The following is a 15,255-nucleotide window of genomic DNA, read 5'->3' as shown; positions in this document are numbered from 1 at the left end:
CCCCCCCCGTCCCCGCTGCAGCGCCGACCGCCGCACCCTTGCCGGCATCGCCTGCCATCGCGCCCACCACGGCACCCGCCGCGGCGCCGCCCGCGGCACCCCGCACCCGCTGGCCGCTCTGCGCCTGGGCCGGCGGCGGGGCGTTGGCGGCCTGAGCCGGATCCACGCCGGTCTGCTGCTTGGCCCAGCTGTAGCAGGCGCCGTCGTCGCTGGCCTGCTGTTGCTGGCTCTGGCCCTTGGCTGGATAGGCCATAGGCTTGTTCTGCGCCATGCCCTGGGCCGGGATCAGCGCCGGGGCCAGCGCGATGGCCCCGGCCAGTACGCCGAGGCCACGGAACAGCTTGCGATGCTGGCATTGCTTCATGATGATGTTCCCCCACGGGTGTCGGCTACGCAACGCTGGATGCACCGACCGGTGCGCAAGTGGCGAGCCGTTCTGTGAAGGCCAGTATTTGCGGCGCGCAGGGGTAAGTCAAATCAGCGTTTTGACGGCCCGATGTTATTTGTTTGTGGTGGGTGGCGGGGACAGCAGGAACGCGACCGCTTCCTGCCACCAGGCCGTATCGACATGCCCGGTCCAGTCGTTATGCCCGGCGCCGTCGATCACCGCCAGCCGCCGCGGTTCGCCCAGCGATGCATAGAGCGCCTGGCCGAAGCGTGCCGGCACGATGGTGTCGCGTTCGGCGACCGCGACCATCACCGGGCGGCCGAAGCCTTCCAGGTTGGCCGCGCTGTCGTAGCGGTCGCGCAGCACCCAGCCGGCCGGCAGCCAGGGATAGTGATGCGAGGCAATATGCGCAAGCTTGTCCCACGGCGTGATCAGCAGCACGCCTGCGACGCTCTCGCGCTGGCGCGCCGCGGCCGCTGCGGCCACGCCCGCGCCCAGCGACTCGCCGACCAGCAGCAGCGGGCCGCCGAACTGGCGCCGGGCCAGCGCAATCGATTGTTCCGCGTCTGCCACAAAGCTGCGCTCACCGAGTGCGCCGGTGCGCGGGCCGTAGGCCGGGTACTCGGCCAGGATCACGCGAAGGCCCAGCTTCGTCAGCGCGCTGGCGTAGTAGTCGCGATGCCCGGCGTGCCCGGCATTGCCGTGAAAGACCATGGCGGTGGCGCGCGCCGGCCCGGCCGGCTCGGCGACCAGTCCGCGAAAGTCCTGCGGCCCCGGCCAGGCACGCAGCCCGGGCGAGACCATATCGTCGACCGAGGCCTTGTCGGGGAAGTAGAGGAAGTGATCCTGCATCATGCTGATTCCGGCAAGCAGGACTAGTCCCGCACCGAGCCAGCGCAGCACCCTGCGTCGAACCGGCGTGGCCCGCGGCGACACCAGCCGCGCTGGCGCCGGTGCCGGGACGATGGCAGGCATGGCAACGCGCTCAGGCGCCGGCGAACACCGGTTCGCAGCGCACCTCGGTCCTGACCGAGTTGGCGATAAAGCAGGCGTCATGCGCGGCATGGTGCAGGGCATCGAGTTCTTCGCGCGTGGGCTCGCGCTCGCCGCCAAACGTCACCTGCGGGCGCAGCGTCACCACGGTCATCGCTATCTGTCCGTCCGCATTCCTTGCCATCACACCGGTGGCCGCATCGAGGTAGCGGTCGACGACAAAGCGTTGCTTCGCCGCCAGCGACAGGAACCACAACATATGGCAGCTGGACAGCGAGGCGATGAACATCTCCTCGGGATCGACCGCGCTCGCATCCGACATCGGCAATGGCACCACATGGGGCGACGATGATCCCGGGACTTCCGCGCCGCCGTCAAAGCGCAGCACATGCCTGCGGCTGTAGCGGTTGCCGGCGAAATCCTGCCCGTCGCGTTGCCACAGGACTTCAGCGGTGTATGTGGACATGCAAAGACTCCTAACGTTAGGAAAACCTCAGGCGCCGTGCGGCACGCTTTCACCGTCGCGCAGGCCCAGGCGCTGGTTGGCCGGCACGGCGACATCGATCAGCTTCGGGCGCGGCAGGTTCAGGTTGCGCATCATCTCGATGAACTCTTCGCGCGTGCGGCCGGCGACGCGGCTGTTGTGGGCGCGCTCCTGGCCGATGGTGGACGAGGTACGGCCCTTGTAGTCGTGGGCCGGATAGACCTGCGTGTCGTCGGGCAGCGCAAACAGCTTCCTGGTCAGGCTGTCGTAGAGCGTGCCGGCGTCGCCCGACTGGAAGTCGGTGCGGCCGCAGCCGTCGATCAGCAGGGCATCGCCGGTGAAGACGCGGCGCACGATGCCGTCGGGCGTGGGCTCTTCCCACAGGTAGCTCATGCTGCCGGCAGTATGCCCGGGCGTATGGATGGCGCGCAGCACCTGCTTGCCGAAGACGACAGTATCGCCGTCGATCAACTGCTTCTGTGCGGGCTTGATATCGCAGCCGGACGGCGCCGCAGTGTGCGCGCCGGTCTGCAGCGCAAGGTGGCCGGCCGAGGTGATGTGGTCGGCATGGGCATGGGTCTCGATGACCCACGCCAGCCGCGCGCCAGTGGACTTCAGCAGCGCCAGGTCGCGTTCCAGCTGGTGGTCGACCGGATCGATCAGCAGCGCGTCCCCGGTGGCGGCGTCGATCAGCAGGTAGGTGAAGGTGGACGAGGTCTCGTCGAACAGCTGGTGGAAGGTCTGCATGGCTGCTCTCTTGTTTTTTGCTCGGGAAACGCCGCCATGATACGCCGCGCTGCGCCTAGCATTCCACGATATTCACCGCCAGCCCGCCGCGCGCCGTTTCCTTGTACTTGGTCTTCATGTCGGCACCGGTCTCGCGCATGGTCTTGATCACCGAATCGAGCGACACGTAGTGCGTGCCGTCGCCGCGCAAGGCCATGCGCGCCGCGTTGACCGCCTTGACCGAGGCCATTGCGTTGCGCTCGATACACGGGATCTGCACCAGTCCGCCAACCGGGTCGCAGGTCAGCCCGAGGTTGTGCTCCATGCCGATCTCGGCCGCGTTCTCGACCTGCGCCGGGCTGCCGCCCTGCACCGCCGCCAGCGCGCCGGCGGCCATCGAGCAGGCCACGCCGACTTCGCCCTGGCAGCCGACCTCGGCGCCGGAGATCGACGCATTGAGCTTGTACAGCAGCCCGATCGCACCCGCGGTCAGCAGGAAGTCGACCACGCCTTGCTTGTTGGCGCCCGGCACGAAGCGGTCGTAGTAATGCAGCACGGCGGGGATGATGCCGGCCGCGCCGTTGGTAGGTGCCGTGACCACGCGCCCGCCGGCGGCGTTCTCTTCGTTGACTGCTATGGCATACAGGTTGACCCAGTCCATCACCGAGAGCGGGTCCGACAGCGTGCGCTCGGCGCGCTCGGTCAGGCTGCGGAACAGTTCAGGCGCACGGCGCTTGACCCTGAATGGCCCCGGCAGCTCGCCGTCGGTGCGGCAGCCGCGCGCCACGCACGCCTGCATCACATCCCAGATATGCAGCAGGCCGCTGGTGACTTCTTCCTCGCTGCGCCAGGTTAGCTCGTTTTCCATCATCAGCCGCGCGATGCTCTTGCCGCTGGCGGTGGCCATCTCCAGCATGTCCTTGCCGCTGCGGAACGGGTGCGGCAGTTGCTGCGCGGCATTGAGCACCTGCGTATTGGGTGCGCCCGCGGTCACGACGAAGCCGCCGCCGACCGACAGGTAGCGCGCCTCGCGCAGTGAAGCGCCGCCGGCGTCGAAGGCATGGAACTTCATGCCGTTGGGATGCTCGGCCATCGCTTCGCGCCGGTAGAAGGCGATGTGCTCCTTCTCGACAAAGGGCACGATGTGCTTGCCCAGCAGCGACAGCTCGCGGCTGGCGCGCAGCGCGGCCAGTTGCGTGTCGATGGAATCGGGATCGACGGTATCGGGCGCCTCGCCCATCAGGCCGAGGATCACGCCCTTGTCGGTGCCGTGGCCTTTGCCGGTGGCGCCCAGCGAACCGTACAGCTCCGCTCGCACGCTCGCGACCTGCGGCAACAGGCCGTCGCGCTCAAGCCCCTGCGCGAACATCAGGGCCGCGCGCATCGGGCCCACGGTATGCGAGCTCGACGGGCCGATGCCCACCTTGAACAGATCAAAGACGCTGACTGCCACGGAATGTCTCCAGCAATGGGATGGCCCTGAAGAGGCTCTTTTTGGTCGGTTGGCGTGGCTGCGACGGGCACCGCGACACCGCGATGCCCGTCATCTCGAGCATAGTTCGTTGGCGGGCCGCCGCGGCTCCGGCGGCGCTACGCCTCAGTCCACCACGTAATCGCTGACCGGCACGCAGGCGCAGAACAGGTTGCGGTCACCGTACACGTTGTCAGCACGGCCGACCGGCGGCCAGTACTTCTGCGTGCGCAGCGATGCCACCGGGTACGCGGCTTCCTCGCGCGTGTACTTGTGGGTCCACTCGTCGGCGGTCACGACTGCAGCCGTGTGCGGCGCGTGCTTGAGCGGGTTGTCGTCGCGGTCGAAGGTGCCGTCGGCAACGCGGCCGATTTCCTGGCGGATCGCGATCATCGCGTCGATAAAGCGGTCCAGTTCGTGCAGCGCCTCGCTCTCGGTCGGCTCGATCATCAGCGTGCCCGGCACCGGGAAGCTCATGGTCGGGGCGTGGAAGCCGTAGTCCATCAGGCGCTTGGCCACGTCTTCATTGCTGATGCCGGTGTCCTTCTGCAGCGGGCGCAGGTCCAGGATGCACTCGTGCGCGACCAGGTCGTGCTGGCCGGTGTACAGCACCGGGTAGTACGGGGCCAGGCGCTTGGCGACATAGTTGGCCGCCAGGATCGCATTCTCGGTGGCCGCGGTCAGGCCGGCCGAACCCATCATCGCGATATACATCCACGAGATCGGCAGGATGCTGGCCGAGCCGAACGGCGCCGCCGACACGCCGCCGATGCCGCGGTCGTCGCGGCGATAGCCGACGCTGTCCTGGTTGGGCAGGAAGTCCGCCAGGTGCGCGCCGACTGCCACCGGGCCCACGCCCGGACCGCCGCCGCCGTGCGGGATGCAGAAGGTCTTGTGCAGGTTCAGGTGCGACACGTCGCCGCCGAACTGGCCCGGCGCGGCGGTGCCGACCATCGCGTTCATGTTGGCGCCGTCGACGTACACCTGGCCGCCGTGCTTGTGCACGATCTCGCAGATCTGCTGCACGCCCTGCTCGAACACGCCGTGCGTGGACGGGTAGGTGATCATGATCGCCGCCAGGTTCTTGCTGTGCTGCTCGGCCTTCTTCGCCAGGTCTTGCAGGTCGACGTTGCCGTCCTCATCGCAGGCCACCACCACCACCTTCATGCCGGCCATCTGCGCCGACGCTGGGTTGGTGCCGTGCGCCGACGACGGGATCAGGCAGATATCGCGATGGCTCTCGCCGCGGCTGGCGTGGTACGCATGGATGATCAGCAGGCCCGCGTACTCGCCCTGCGAGCCGGCGTTGGGCTGCAGGCTCACCGCGGCGTAGCCGGTGGCAGCGCACAGCATGGCCTCGAGCTGGTCGATCATCTCGCGGTAGCCCACGGTCTGGTCCAGCGGCGCGAACGGGTGGATCTGGCTGAATTCGGGCCAGGTCACCGGGATCATCTCGCTGGTGGCGTTCAGCTTCATCGTGCACGAGCCCAGCGGGATCATGGTGCGGTCCAGCGCCAGGTCCTTGTCGGCCAGCATGCGCAGGTAGCGCAGCATCTCGTGCTCGGCGTGGTGCGTGTTGAAGACCGGGTGGGTCAGGTATTCGCTGGTGCGTGCCAGCGCTGCGGGGAACGCGTCCTGCGTGGCGGCTTCGAGCTTGTCGAAGTCCAGTTCGGCGGGCAGCGGCTTGCCTTGCGTGAAGACTTCCCACAGCGCGATCACGTCGGCGCGGCTGGCGGTCTCGTCCAGCGAGATGCCGACGCGCGTGGCGCTGATATGGCGCAGGTTGATGCCGCGCGCGGTGGCTGCGGCATGGATCGCATCGGTGTTGAAGCCGGTTTCCAGCGTCAGCGTGTCAAAGAAACTGGCGTTGGTGCGCGCGAAGCCCAGCGCCTGCAGGCCGGCGGCCAGCGTCGCGGTCAGGCGATGCACGCGCTGAGCGATGCGCTTCAGGCCCTGCGGGCCGTGGTAGACGGCATACATCGAGGCCATCACGGCCAGCAGCACCTGCGCGGTACAGATGTTCGAGGTGGCCTTCTCGCGGCGGATATGCTGCTCGCGCGTCTGCAGGGCCAGGCGGTAGGCCTTGTTACCCTGCGCATCGATGGTCACGCCCACCAGCCGGCCCGGCATCGAGCGTTTGAATGCGTCCTTCACCGCCATATAGCCGGCGTGCGGGCCGCCAAAGCCCAGCGGCACGCCGAAGCGCTGCGAGTTGCCCACGGCCACGTCGGCACCCCATTCGCCCGGTGCGGCAATCAGCGTCAGCGCCAGCAGGTCGGCGGCAGCCACCACCAGGCCGCCGGCGGCGTGCACGGCGTCGGCGATGGCGCGGTAGTCGTTGACGTCGCCGTTCACGCCCGGGTACTGCAGCAGCACGCCGAAGGCGTTGGCCGCGGCGGCATCGGCGGCGGGGCCGACCTTGACCTCGATGCCCATCGGCAGCGCGCGCGTGCGTACCACTTCCAGCGTCTGCGGCAGCACGTCGTCGGCCACGTAGAAGGTGTTCGAATCGTGCTTGTTCACGCGCTGCAGCAGCGTCATGGCTTCGGCCGCGGCAGTGCCTTCATCCAGCATCGACGCATTGGCGATATCCAGCCCGGTCAGGTCGGTGACCATCTGCTGGAAGTTCAGCATCGCTTCCAGGCGGCCTTGCGAGATTTCCGGCTGGTAGGGCGTGTAGGCGGTGTACCAGGCCGGGTTCTCGAAGATATTGCGCAGGATGACGCCGGGCGTGACGGTGTTGTAGTAGCCCTGGCCGATAAAGCTCTTCAGCACCCTGTTCTTGCCTGCCAGCCCGCGCAGCTTTGCCAGCGCGGCTTCCTCGCTCAGCGGCTCGGTGAACTCGCCCATCGGCATGCCGTCGCGGCGGCGGATGGCGGCGGGGATGACGGCGTCGATCAGTGCGGCACGGCTGTCATAGCCCAGCACCTTCAGCATGTGCTGCTGTTCGGGGGTATCGGGGCCGATATGGCGGGCGGCGAAGGCGTCGCGCGCCTCCAGTTCGGCCAGCGTGGGCCGGTTCACTTGGGCGGCGTTCATGGGAAGCGGGGCGTTCATTGGCAAGAACCTCGTGGGGTGCGCGCCGGCCGGTGGTCAGCCGGGACGGCGCGCGTCAGTCTGCAGTGGCCGGTCCATGGTTGGACCGGCGCGGCCGGCGTCAGGCGCCGACGCTGGCCTTGTAGGCGTCGGCCGACATCAGGCCATTGACGTCGTCGCCGTTGGCCGGCTTGAGCTTGAACAGCCACGCGTCGAAGGCGTCGGCATTGACGCTCTCCGGGGCGGCCGTGGCGGCCTCGTTGACGGCGATCACTTCGCCGGCCACCGGGGCGTAGATGTCGGAAGCGGCCTTCACCGACTCCACCACTGCCAGCGCGTCGCCGGCACCGACCGATTTGCCCACTTCGGGCAGTTCCAGGAAGACGATGTCGCCCAGCGCGTCCTGCGCGTGGTCGGTGATGCCGATGGTGAGCGTGCCGTCGGCTTCGACGCGTACCCACTCATGCGACTCGGTGTACTTGAGGTCAGCGGGGAAATTCATGAAGGTTCTCCGGATACAGATTTGTTTCTTGTTGGGTGATGCCTGCCCGGCAAGTGCCGGCAGGCGAGGGCGACCGTTGGTATGAGCCTCAGCTCACGAGTGCCTTGCCATTACGCACAAACGGCAGTTTAACCACAGTCGCGTTGAGTTTGCGGTCGCGGATCTCCACCTGCACGGTATCGCCCACGGCGACATCCTTCGGCAGGCGGGCAAAGGCGATGGATTGGGACAGCGACGGGCTGAAGGTGCCGCTGGTGATTTCACCGTCACCGGCCGGGCTGATCACTTTCTGGTGGGCGCGCAGGACGCCGCCTTTGTCACGCAGGATCAGGCCGAGGAATTGCTGGCGCGAACCGGCCGCGGCCAGCGCCGCCTTGCCGGTGAAGTCGCGCTCGCTCTGCAGGTCCACCGTCCAGGCCAGGCCCGCATCCAGCGGCGAGGTGTTGATATCCATGTCCTGGCCGTACAGGTTCATGCCGGCTTCCAGGCGCAGGGTGTCGCGCGCGCCCAGGCCCGCCGGGCGCACGCCGGCGGCGTTCAGCTTTTCCCAGACGGCGGCGACGTTCTCGGCCGGCACCACCAGTTCGAAGCCGTCTTCGCCGGTGTAGCCGGTGCGCGCCACCATGATCTCGCCGATGGCCGGGTCCTGGACCACGGCGGCGTTGAAGGGCTTGAGCGTGTCCGAAGGCTGGGTCGAGGGGAAGGTGCTCCACACCCTGGCGCGGGCGTTGGGCCCCTGCACGGCGACGATGGCCAGAGGCTGCACGCCTGCAGGCGCAACATCTTCGCGGCGCGGCGTGATGGTCACATCGCTGCCGGTGGCGGCATTGCGCGCGCGGATCCATTCGATGTCGCCCAGCGCGGTGCTGGCGTTGACGACCAGGCGGAAGCAGTCCTCGGCAAAGAAGTAGACGATCAGGTCGTCGATCACGCCGCCTTTCTCATCCAGCATGCACGAGTAGAGCGCCTTGCCCGGGGTCTGCAGCTTGTCGACATTGTTGGCCAGCAGGCCGCGCAGGAAGCTGCGGGTATTGGCGCCGGCGAGGTCGACCACGCACATGTGCGACACATCGAACATGCCGGCGTCGGTGCGCACGGCATTGTGTTCTTCGATCTGGGAGCCGTAGTTGACCGGCATGTCCCAGCCGCCGAAATCAACCATGCGGGCGCCGAGGGCGCGGTGGATGGCGTTGAGGGGCGTGGCCTGGAGCGTCATGGAATCCTCTGGGGCAGTCTCGGTTGGCGAAAACAAAAAAGGGCCATCCGCCGCAACGCTCGCCGCGCCTGAATGTGGCGTAGCACCGCTGCGGCGGATGACCCCTCTGTCCTCGATACCTGAGAGATTACAAGGCGGATCCTGCCGGATCCCGTCCTCGTGCGCCCCTTCGGTGGGCACGCTCGCCACGAATGGCGGGTGCCGCTCTCCAGAGTTCGGCATGCATCGTGTGCATATTGCATGCCGATCCGATCGGTCCGTGGTGCCTGAGAGTTTTCGGGTGATACCCCTTCGGCGGCGCAGGCGATGCGCGCTCTCCCGGTCGGATGCGCGCAATGTACGGGAGGCCCCGGCCTTTGTCAAACCGGCCAGGGGAGCCTGCCGTACCTGTCGCTGCAGTGGTCTGGCTTACTTCTTCTTGTCGTCGGTGACAACGTTACCGATCACGCCGCCCACGGCCGCGCCACCCAGCGTACCCAGCGCGCTACCGTCGGTGAGGATGGCGCCGCCCACGGCGCCCGCGCCCGCGCCAATGGCGGTATTACGCTGCTTCGGGGTCATGTCCGCGCAACCGGCAAAGGCCGCGACGGTCGCGCCGATCAGGGTCACCTTGGTCAAAGTCTGCAGGGTTTTCATTATTGGCTCCGATGTGATGATTCAAGCATGTCAACCCCGCCGCGCAGGCCAGGGGGACATATTAGTTAGAGCGTTTGGTTGCGCGATTGGCTCCGGCCTTTACGAAGTGTTACGCCAGTGACACAACTGGCCGTGTCAACGCGGTTTGCGCTGACTGACCTGCCGCGGCCAGCGTGTTAACATCGGCAGCTTTGCCGCCGTGCCCGTTTTTTGGGGCTGGCGTGTCCCGCCTGGCCTTCCGCTGTTCCTGCCGATTTCCCTGCCTCCAACCGCATCCCACGCATGACCCATGGCCTGAACTCCGCCCAATCCGAAGCCGTCCGCTACCTGGACGGCCCTTGCCTGGTGCTGGCCGGGGCGGGCTCCGGCAAGACCCGGGTGATCACGCAGAAGATCGCGCATCTGATCGAGGACAAGGGCTTCGAGCCGCGCCATATCGCCGCCGTCACCTTTACCAACAAGGCCGCCAAGGAGATGCAGGAGCGCATCGGCAAGCTGATGGAGGGCAAGACCACGCGCGAGGGCAAGCGCATCCCGCTCAAGCAGCTGACGGTCTGTACCTTCCACTCGCTCGGGGTGCAGATCCTGCGCATGGAGGCCGAGCACGTGGGCCTGAAGCCGCAGTTCTCGATCATGGATTCGGACGACTGCTTCGGCCTGATCCAGGAGCAGCTCGGCACCACCGACAAGAAGCTGATCCGCGGCGTGCAGGGCACGATCTCGCTGTGGAAGAACGGCATGGTCGATCCGGAGGCAGCGATCGCGCAGGCCGCCAATGCCGACGAGCACCAGGCCGCGCTGGTCTACCGCAACTACGTGGCCACGCTGCACGCCTACCAGGCGGTGGATTTCGACGACCTGATCCGCCTGCCTGCCGAACTGTTCGCGCGCAATGAAGCGGTGCAGCTCAAGTGGCAGAACCGCCTGCGCTACTTCCTGGTCGACGAATACCAGGACACCAACGCCTGCCAGTACCAGCTGCTCAAGCTGCTGGCGGGCGGCTCGCACCTGCGCGCGCCGGCCTTTACCGCGGTGGGCGATGACGACCAGGCCATCTACGGCTGGCGCGGCGCCACGCTGGACAACCTGCGCGGGTTGCAGACCGATTTCCCGGACCTGAAGGTGATCAAGCTGGAGCAGAACTACCGCTCCACCGTGCGCATCCTGGAAGCAGCCAACGCGGTCATCGCCAACAACCCCAAGCTGTTCGACAAGAAGCTGTGGAGCGAGCACGGCATGGGCGACCCCATCGCCATCCACCCGATGAACGACGAGGAGCATGAGGCCGAGTCGGTGGTGTTCCGCCTGTCCGCGCACAAGTTCGAGCGCCGCGCGCAGTTCCGCGACTATGCCATCCTGTACCGCGGCAACCACCAGGCGCGGCTGTTTGAGCAGATCCTGCGCCGCGAACGGATTCCCTATGTGCTGTCGGGCGGCCAGAGCTTCTTCGACAAGGCCGAGATCAAGGACATCTGCGCCTACCTGCGCCTGATTGCCAACCCCGACGACGATCCCGCCTTTATCCGCGCCATCACCACGCCGCGCCGCGGCGTGGGCAACACCACGCTGGAAGCGCTGGGCACCTTCGCGGGCCAGGCCAAGGTGTCGCTGTTCGAGGCCGCGATGATGGGCGGCATCGAAGGCAAGCTGCAGCCGCGCCAGCTGGAGCCGTTGCGCGTGTTCTGCGAATCGATGGTGCGGCTGGCCGACCGCGCGGCCAAGGATCCCGCCACCGTGGTGCTGGACGACCTGATGGAAGGCATCCACTACGAGGCCTACCTGTACGACAGCTTCGACGAACGGCAGGCGCAGTCGCGCTGGACCAATACGCTGGAATTCCTGGAGTGGCTCAAGCGCAAGGGCACCAAGCCCGAAGGCGCCGAGGGCGAGGAAGCCACCGGCTTCGACAATGCCGACGGCTTCGGCAGCGAAGGCAAGAACCTGCTCGAACTGACCCAGACCGTGGCGCTGATGAGCATGCTGGAAGGCCGCGAGGAAGACCCTGATGCGGTGCGGCTGTCCACGCTGCATGCGTCCAAGGGGCTGGAGTATCCGCACGTGTTCCTGGTCGGCGTGGAAGAGGGCATCCTGCCGCACTGCCGCGAAGACGAGGACATGAGCGACGAGAAGATCGAGGAAGAACGGCGGCTGATGTATGTCGGCATCACCCGCGCCCAGCGCAGCCTGCATGTCAGCTGGTGCAAGAAGCGCAAGCGCGCGCGAGAGACCTACTCGTGCCAGCCTTCGCGCTTTATCGGCGAGATGAAGCTGGAGGAAGCGCCTGCGCCAGTCGATGAAACCCCGGCGATGAGCCCCAAGGACCGGCTCGGCGCGCTCAAGGCGCTGCTGGGAACCGGCGGCAAGACGGCCCCGGGCTGAACGGGGCGCTACAGTCCCGAAACAAAGGCCTACCAGGCTGACGGGACGCCGGGTGCGGGCATACCTAGTATGGCGGCTGTGCTGCTCGAGCCGTTCTACCGCGTAGAATCCTCGCGCAGCCGTGCCACCGGCGGGGTCGGCATGGGGTTGTCGATCGCGGCCGACATTGCCGCGCGCCATGGCGGCGAGCTGACCCTGAGCAACCGCCCCGAAGGCGGCCTGCGCGCGCGCCTGTCCTTACCGCGCGGCTGACGCCGCCAGCGTGACGTACTGCGAGCCGCGCTGCCCGTGCGTGAAGTCGAGCGCAAAGTCGCCCACGTCCACGCGCCCCTGCAGCGCCCGCCGCATCTCGGCCGCGCCGCTGCCGCGCAGGCCGGCCAGCGCGCGCGCCAGCCACGCCGCGCCGATATAGCCGGCCAGCGTGGCCGGCGACGGCGGCTCATCCAGGTATTGCTTCATGCGCGCCACGTGTTCCTTCACCACCCGCAGCGTGGCCTGTTGCGGCCCGGGCGCGATTTGGGTCAGCACCATGCCGCCGTTGTAGCCAGCGCCCAGGATCTCGCGCGCGGCGGTGGCGCTGACCGACGACAGCCCGACCAGGAAACCGTACCAGCCCTGCACCGCCAGCGCGCGGCCCAGGCCGGCGTAGGCAAGGGTATCGCCCGCCACGATCACCGCGCCCGGGCGGGTGGCGGCGATGCGCCGGGCGGCGGCATCGGGATTGGCGTCGAGCGGCACCGCGCGCGTCCCGGTCTGCGCCTCAAGCCGTGCCAGCGACGGGGCGGCGAAGTCCGGCGCCAGGGCCAGCGCGATGCTGGTCAGGCCATAGCTGCGCAGCTGGCGTACCGCCGCGTCCAGTTCGGCCTGGTAGTCGGCGCGGGTGAACCAGACGTTGTCGGCCGTCAGCCCAAGGCCCGACAGCGGCGCCACGATCTGCACGCCGCGCCGGCCCAGCTCGGCCGATGCCGCCAGCGCCGGCAACAGCCGGTCGCCCGGGCCGAACAGCAGCTCGGCGCGTTCGGTATCGGCCAGCGACACCGCCTGCGCCAGCGCGCGGCGCGGGTCGGGATCGGCGTCACGGACCACGTGCGCGATGCCCACCGGGCCGTTGCCGGCGTTGACAGCATCGAACATGACCTTGGCCCCGGCCAGGTAGTCGCGCGCAAGGTCGGCTTGCGCGCCGCCGCGGTCGAGCAGGTGGCCGACCACGACCGTGCGGCGCGCCTGCGTCTGCGACAGCGCTGGCCAGGCGGGCAGGGCCAGGGCCGCGCCGGCGGCGGCAAGCAGGCGGCGCCGGTGCCGGGCCGGTGCTGCCAGGTGGCTGCGCAGCGGTGGGTACGGCGGATGCGTTGGTGTCTGGTCGGGAGTTGGCATTGCAGGGGCAGGTGACGCGCGGGCCGGCGGTGGCGCGCAGCGTATCCGCCACACATGACACCAATGTGACGCCTGCCGCCCACAGGTCCAATGCCCGCGGTTGACGGCGGTCAACGCGCCAGCGGCGGTGCGGCCCTACGATGGGCCGTCATACACCCATACCCCCGCGCCCCCAATGATCCCGTCTGCCATGACTTCCCCTGCGCCCGACCGCCGCGCGCTGTCCGACTTCCGCGCGCTGGCCGGCCGCATCGACGGCAACGGCCCGCGCTATACCTCGTACCCGACGGCCGACCGCTTCCGCAGCGGCCCCGACCTGTCGCTGTACCACGACGCACTGGCCGCCTGCCGGTCCGACGCGCCGGCGCCGCTGTCGCTGTACCTGCATATCCCGTTCTGCGAGAACATCTGCTACTACTGCGGCTGCAACAAGATCATCACGCGCGACCACGGCCGCAGCGCCCGCTACGTCAGCTACCTGGGCCGCGAGATGGCGCTGGTGGCAGACCGGCTCGGGCCGCGCCGCCAGGTGCTGCAGTCGCACTGGGGCGGGGGCACGCCGACCTTCCTCGACCCCGACGAGATGCGCCGCGTGATGGCGCTGCTGCATGAGCATTTCGAACTGGCGGCCGAGGGCGAGCATTCGATCGAGATCGATCCGCGCCGCGTCGACCACGCCCGCATGGCGCTGCTGGCCGAGCTGGGCTTCAACCGCGTCAGCCTGGGCGTGCAGGATTTCGATCCCGAGGTCCAGCAGGCCATCCATCGCATCCAGCCCTTCGAAGAGACCCGCGCCGTGGTGGATGCCGCGCGCACGCTGGGTTTCCGCTCGGTCAGCCTGGACCTGATCTACGGCCTGCCGCACCAGACCGCGGCGCGCTTTGGCCGCACCATCGAGCAGGTGCTGGCGCTGCGTCCCGACCGGCTCTCGGTCTATAGCTACGCGCACCTGCCGCATGTGTTCAAGCCGCAACGCCGCATCGATGAAAACGCCTTGCCGCCCGCCGGCGAGAAGCTCGACATCCTGGTCTCCACCATCGAGCGGCTGACCGCCGAGGGCTACGTCTATATCGGCATGGACCATTTCGCGCTGCCCGACGACGATCTCGCCGTGGCCCAGCGCGAAGGACGGCTGCAGCGCAACTTCCAGGGCTACTCCACGCATGCCGGCTACGACCAGGTCGGGCTCGGCATTTCCGCGATCGGCGCGATCGCGGGGCGCTACGTGCAGAACGCGCGCACGCTGGACGAGTACTACGGCGCGCTCGACCACGGCCGCCTGCCGCTGGCGCGCGGCGTGGAGATGAACGCCGACGACCACCTGCGGCGCGAGATCATCGGCGACCTGATGTGCAATGGGATGCTCGATATCCCGGCGCTGGAAGCGCGCCACGGCATCTGCTTCAGCACGGCCTTTGCGCCGGAGCTGGCCGACCTCGCCGCACTCGGCGCGGACGGGCTGGTGCAATGCGCGCCGGAACGCATCACCGTGACGCCGCTGGGCCGGCTGCTGGTACGGCGTGTGGCGATGGTGTTCGACCGCTACCTGCGCGAGGATGCCGCGCGGCCAGCGGACACTGGTGCCCGGGCCGCTGCCGCCAACGATGGCGCGCAGCCGGTACGCTTCGTGCCGCGGGCGCGGTACTCGCGCGTGGTGTAGCGGCCGCGCAGGCGGTACGGACGAAAAAAAGCCCGCGCAATGTGCGCGGGCTTTTCGTTTGCAGCGGGCGGACTTACTTGGCGGCGTTGGCCATGTAGTCCGAGGCGGCGATCACGTCCGCGTCCGGGCCGGCGTAGCCACCCTTGGGCGGCATCACGCCCTTGCCCTTGAGCGCAAAGTTGTGGACCGCGTCCATGCCTTCCTTCAGGCGCGGCGCCCAGGCGGCCTTGTCGCCGAACTTGGGCGCACCGGCCACGCCGGCTGCGTGGCAGGCGGCGCAGACCTGCTCATAGACCTTCTTGCCCACGTCGGCCGAGGCGGCCGGCGCAGCAGCGGGTGCGGCGGCGGCAGCAGCTGCCGGGGCCGCAGCAGCGGGAGCTGCCGGTGCAG

At 68.2% G+C, this 15,255-nt stretch carries 13 protein-coding genes, 1 pseudogene and 2 riboswitches; of the genes and pseudogenes, 3 read left to right on the top strand and 11 right to left on the bottom strand.

Annotated elements, in window-relative coordinates; all coding sequences use genetic code 11:
* From CF68_RS18585 to CF68_RS18545, 9 genes are all read right to left on the bottom strand, one after another.
* The coding region (locus tag CF68_RS18585) for a hypothetical protein (RefSeq protein ID WP_235205813.1) at window positions 1-364 on the bottom strand (364 nt) is incomplete at its 3' end.
* 135 nt (window positions 365-499) lie between these two features.
* Window positions 500-1,363 (bottom strand): alpha/beta hydrolase, encoded by an 864-nt coding sequence (locus tag CF68_RS18580; protein ID WP_084187315.1) that lies wholly within the window; start codon window positions 1,361-1,363, stop codon window positions 500-502.
* Window positions 1,364-1,373: 10 nt separating this feature from the next.
* Window positions 1,374-1,847, bottom strand: a complete 474-nt coding sequence (locus tag CF68_RS18575; protein WP_035821486.1) for an OsmC family protein — start codon at window positions 1,845-1,847, stop codon at window positions 1,374-1,376.
* A gap of 27 nt (window positions 1,848-1,874) precedes the next feature.
* Window positions 1,875-2,612 carry an MBL fold metallo-hydrolase gene (locus CF68_RS18570; RefSeq protein ID WP_035821484.1) on the bottom strand — a complete coding sequence of 246 codons (738 nt, stop codon included), beginning with the start codon at window positions 2,610-2,612 and terminating at the stop codon, window positions 1,875-1,877.
* A gap of 55 nt (window positions 2,613-2,667) precedes the next feature.
* Window positions 2,668-4,044: an L-serine ammonia-lyase gene (locus CF68_RS18565; RefSeq protein WP_035821483.1), complete on the bottom strand. Its 1,377-nt coding sequence runs from the start codon at window positions 4,042-4,044 to the stop codon at window positions 2,668-2,670.
* Between the two features lie 144 nt (window positions 4,045-4,188).
* On the bottom strand, window positions 4,189-7,119 hold the full coding sequence (gene gcvP / locus CF68_RS18560; protein WP_035821480.1) for an aminomethyl-transferring glycine dehydrogenase: 2,931 nt from the start codon (window positions 7,117-7,119) through the stop codon (window positions 4,189-4,191).
* A gap of 100 nt (window positions 7,120-7,219) precedes the next feature.
* Window positions 7,220-7,600, bottom strand: coding sequence for a glycine cleavage system protein GcvH (gene gcvH, locus CF68_RS18555; protein WP_010812169.1), 381 nt, complete (start codon window positions 7,598-7,600; stop codon window positions 7,220-7,222).
* A gap of 88 nt (window positions 7,601-7,688) precedes the next feature.
* A complete protein-coding gene (gcvT, locus tag CF68_RS18550; RefSeq protein ID WP_035821477.1) occupies window positions 7,689-8,816 on the bottom strand; it encodes a glycine cleavage system aminomethyltransferase GcvT in 1,128 nt (375 codons plus the stop codon).
* 96 nt (window positions 8,817-8,912) lie between these two features.
* Window positions 8,913-9,038, bottom strand: a riboswitch (glycine riboswitch).
* 21 nt (window positions 9,039-9,059) lie between these two features.
* Window positions 9,060-9,147: riboswitch (glycine riboswitch) on the bottom strand.
* A 77-nt stretch (window positions 9,148-9,224) separates the two neighbouring features.
* On the bottom strand, window positions 9,225-9,452 hold the full coding sequence (locus CF68_RS18545; RefSeq protein ID WP_035821473.1) for a glycine zipper 2TM domain-containing protein: 228 nt from the start codon (window positions 9,450-9,452) through the stop codon (window positions 9,225-9,227).
* Window positions 9,453-9,734: 282 nt separating this feature from the next.
* On the opposite strand from CF68_RS18545, the gene CF68_RS18540 reads away from it, so the two are divergent.
* Together CF68_RS18540 and CF68_RS18535 are read left to right on the top strand one after the other, a co-directional pair.
* The gene (locus tag CF68_RS18540) at window positions 9,735-11,831 is read left to right on the top strand and encodes a UvrD-helicase domain-containing protein (RefSeq protein WP_035821471.1); all 2,097 of its coding nucleotides are present in this window, start codon (window positions 9,735-9,737) and stop codon (window positions 11,829-11,831) included.
* 51 nt (window positions 11,832-11,882) lie between these two features.
* Window positions 11,883-12,083 (top strand): annotated as a pseudogene (locus CF68_RS18535) (ATP-binding protein); the annotation flags it as partial.
* Here the strand turns inward: CF68_RS18535 and CF68_RS18530 are convergent.
* Complete coding sequence (locus CF68_RS18530) at window positions 12,069-13,205, bottom strand: ABC transporter substrate-binding protein (protein WP_035821468.1); 1,137 nt, start codon at window positions 13,203-13,205, stop codon at window positions 12,069-12,071. The pseudogene CF68_RS18535 and the gene CF68_RS18530 sit on opposite strands and share 15 nt — an antisense overlap.
* Before the next feature lie 175 nt (window positions 13,206-13,380).
* Here CF68_RS18530 and hemN point away from each other — a divergent pair, with 175 nt between their 5' ends.
* Complete coding sequence (gene hemN / locus CF68_RS18525; protein WP_035821467.1) at window positions 13,381-14,865, top strand: oxygen-independent coproporphyrinogen III oxidase; 1,485 nt, start codon at window positions 13,381-13,383, stop codon at window positions 14,863-14,865.
* Between the two features lie 73 nt (window positions 14,866-14,938).
* Here hemN and CF68_RS18520 read toward each other — a convergent pair.
* On the bottom strand, window positions 14,939-15,255 hold a 317-nt coding region (locus tag CF68_RS18520), incomplete at its 5' end, for a cytochrome c5 family protein (RefSeq protein WP_035821466.1).

This window comes from Cupriavidus sp. SK-4 (assembly GCF_000611125.1).
Taxonomy (GTDB): domain Bacteria; phylum Pseudomonadota; class Gammaproteobacteria; order Burkholderiales; family Burkholderiaceae; genus Cupriavidus; species Cupriavidus necator.
This window is presented reverse-complemented; position numbering and strand designations above follow the sequence as displayed.

Excerpts from the sequence above, each read along its gene's own strand:
- CF68_RS18530 (WP_035821468.1), bottom strand. The coding sequence starts at position 13,205 with ATGCCAACTCCCGACCAGACACCAACGCATCCGCCGTACCCACCGCTG.
- CF68_RS18575 (WP_035821486.1), bottom strand. The coding sequence starts at position 1,847 with ATGTCCACATACACCGCTGAAGTCCTGTGGCAACGCGACGGGCAGGAT.
- hemN (WP_035821467.1), top strand. The coding sequence starts at position 13,381 with ATGATCCCGTCTGCCATGACTTCCCCTGCGCCCGACCGCCGCGCGCTG.
- gcvP (WP_035821480.1), bottom strand. The coding sequence starts at position 7,119 with ATGAACGCCCCGCTTCCCATGAACGCCGCCCAAGTGAACCGGCCCACG.
- CF68_RS18540 (WP_035821471.1), top strand. The coding sequence starts at position 9,735 with ATGACCCATGGCCTGAACTCCGCCCAATCCGAAGCCGTCCGCTACCTG.
- CF68_RS18580 (WP_084187315.1), bottom strand. The coding sequence starts at position 1,363 with ATGCCTGCCATCGTCCCGGCACCGGCGCCAGCGCGGCTGGTGTCGCCG.
- CF68_RS18545 (WP_035821473.1), bottom strand. The coding sequence starts at position 9,452 with ATGAAAACCCTGCAGACTTTGACCAAGGTGACCCTGATCGGCGCGACC.
- gcvH (WP_010812169.1), bottom strand. The coding sequence starts at position 7,600 with ATGAATTTCCCCGCTGACCTCAAGTACACCGAGTCGCATGAGTGGGTA.
- CF68_RS18570 (WP_035821484.1), bottom strand. The coding sequence starts at position 2,612 with ATGCAGACCTTCCACCAGCTGTTCGACGAGACCTCGTCCACCTTCACC.
- gcvT (WP_035821477.1), bottom strand. The coding sequence starts at position 8,816 with ATGACGCTCCAGGCCACGCCCCTCAACGCCATCCACCGCGCCCTCGGC.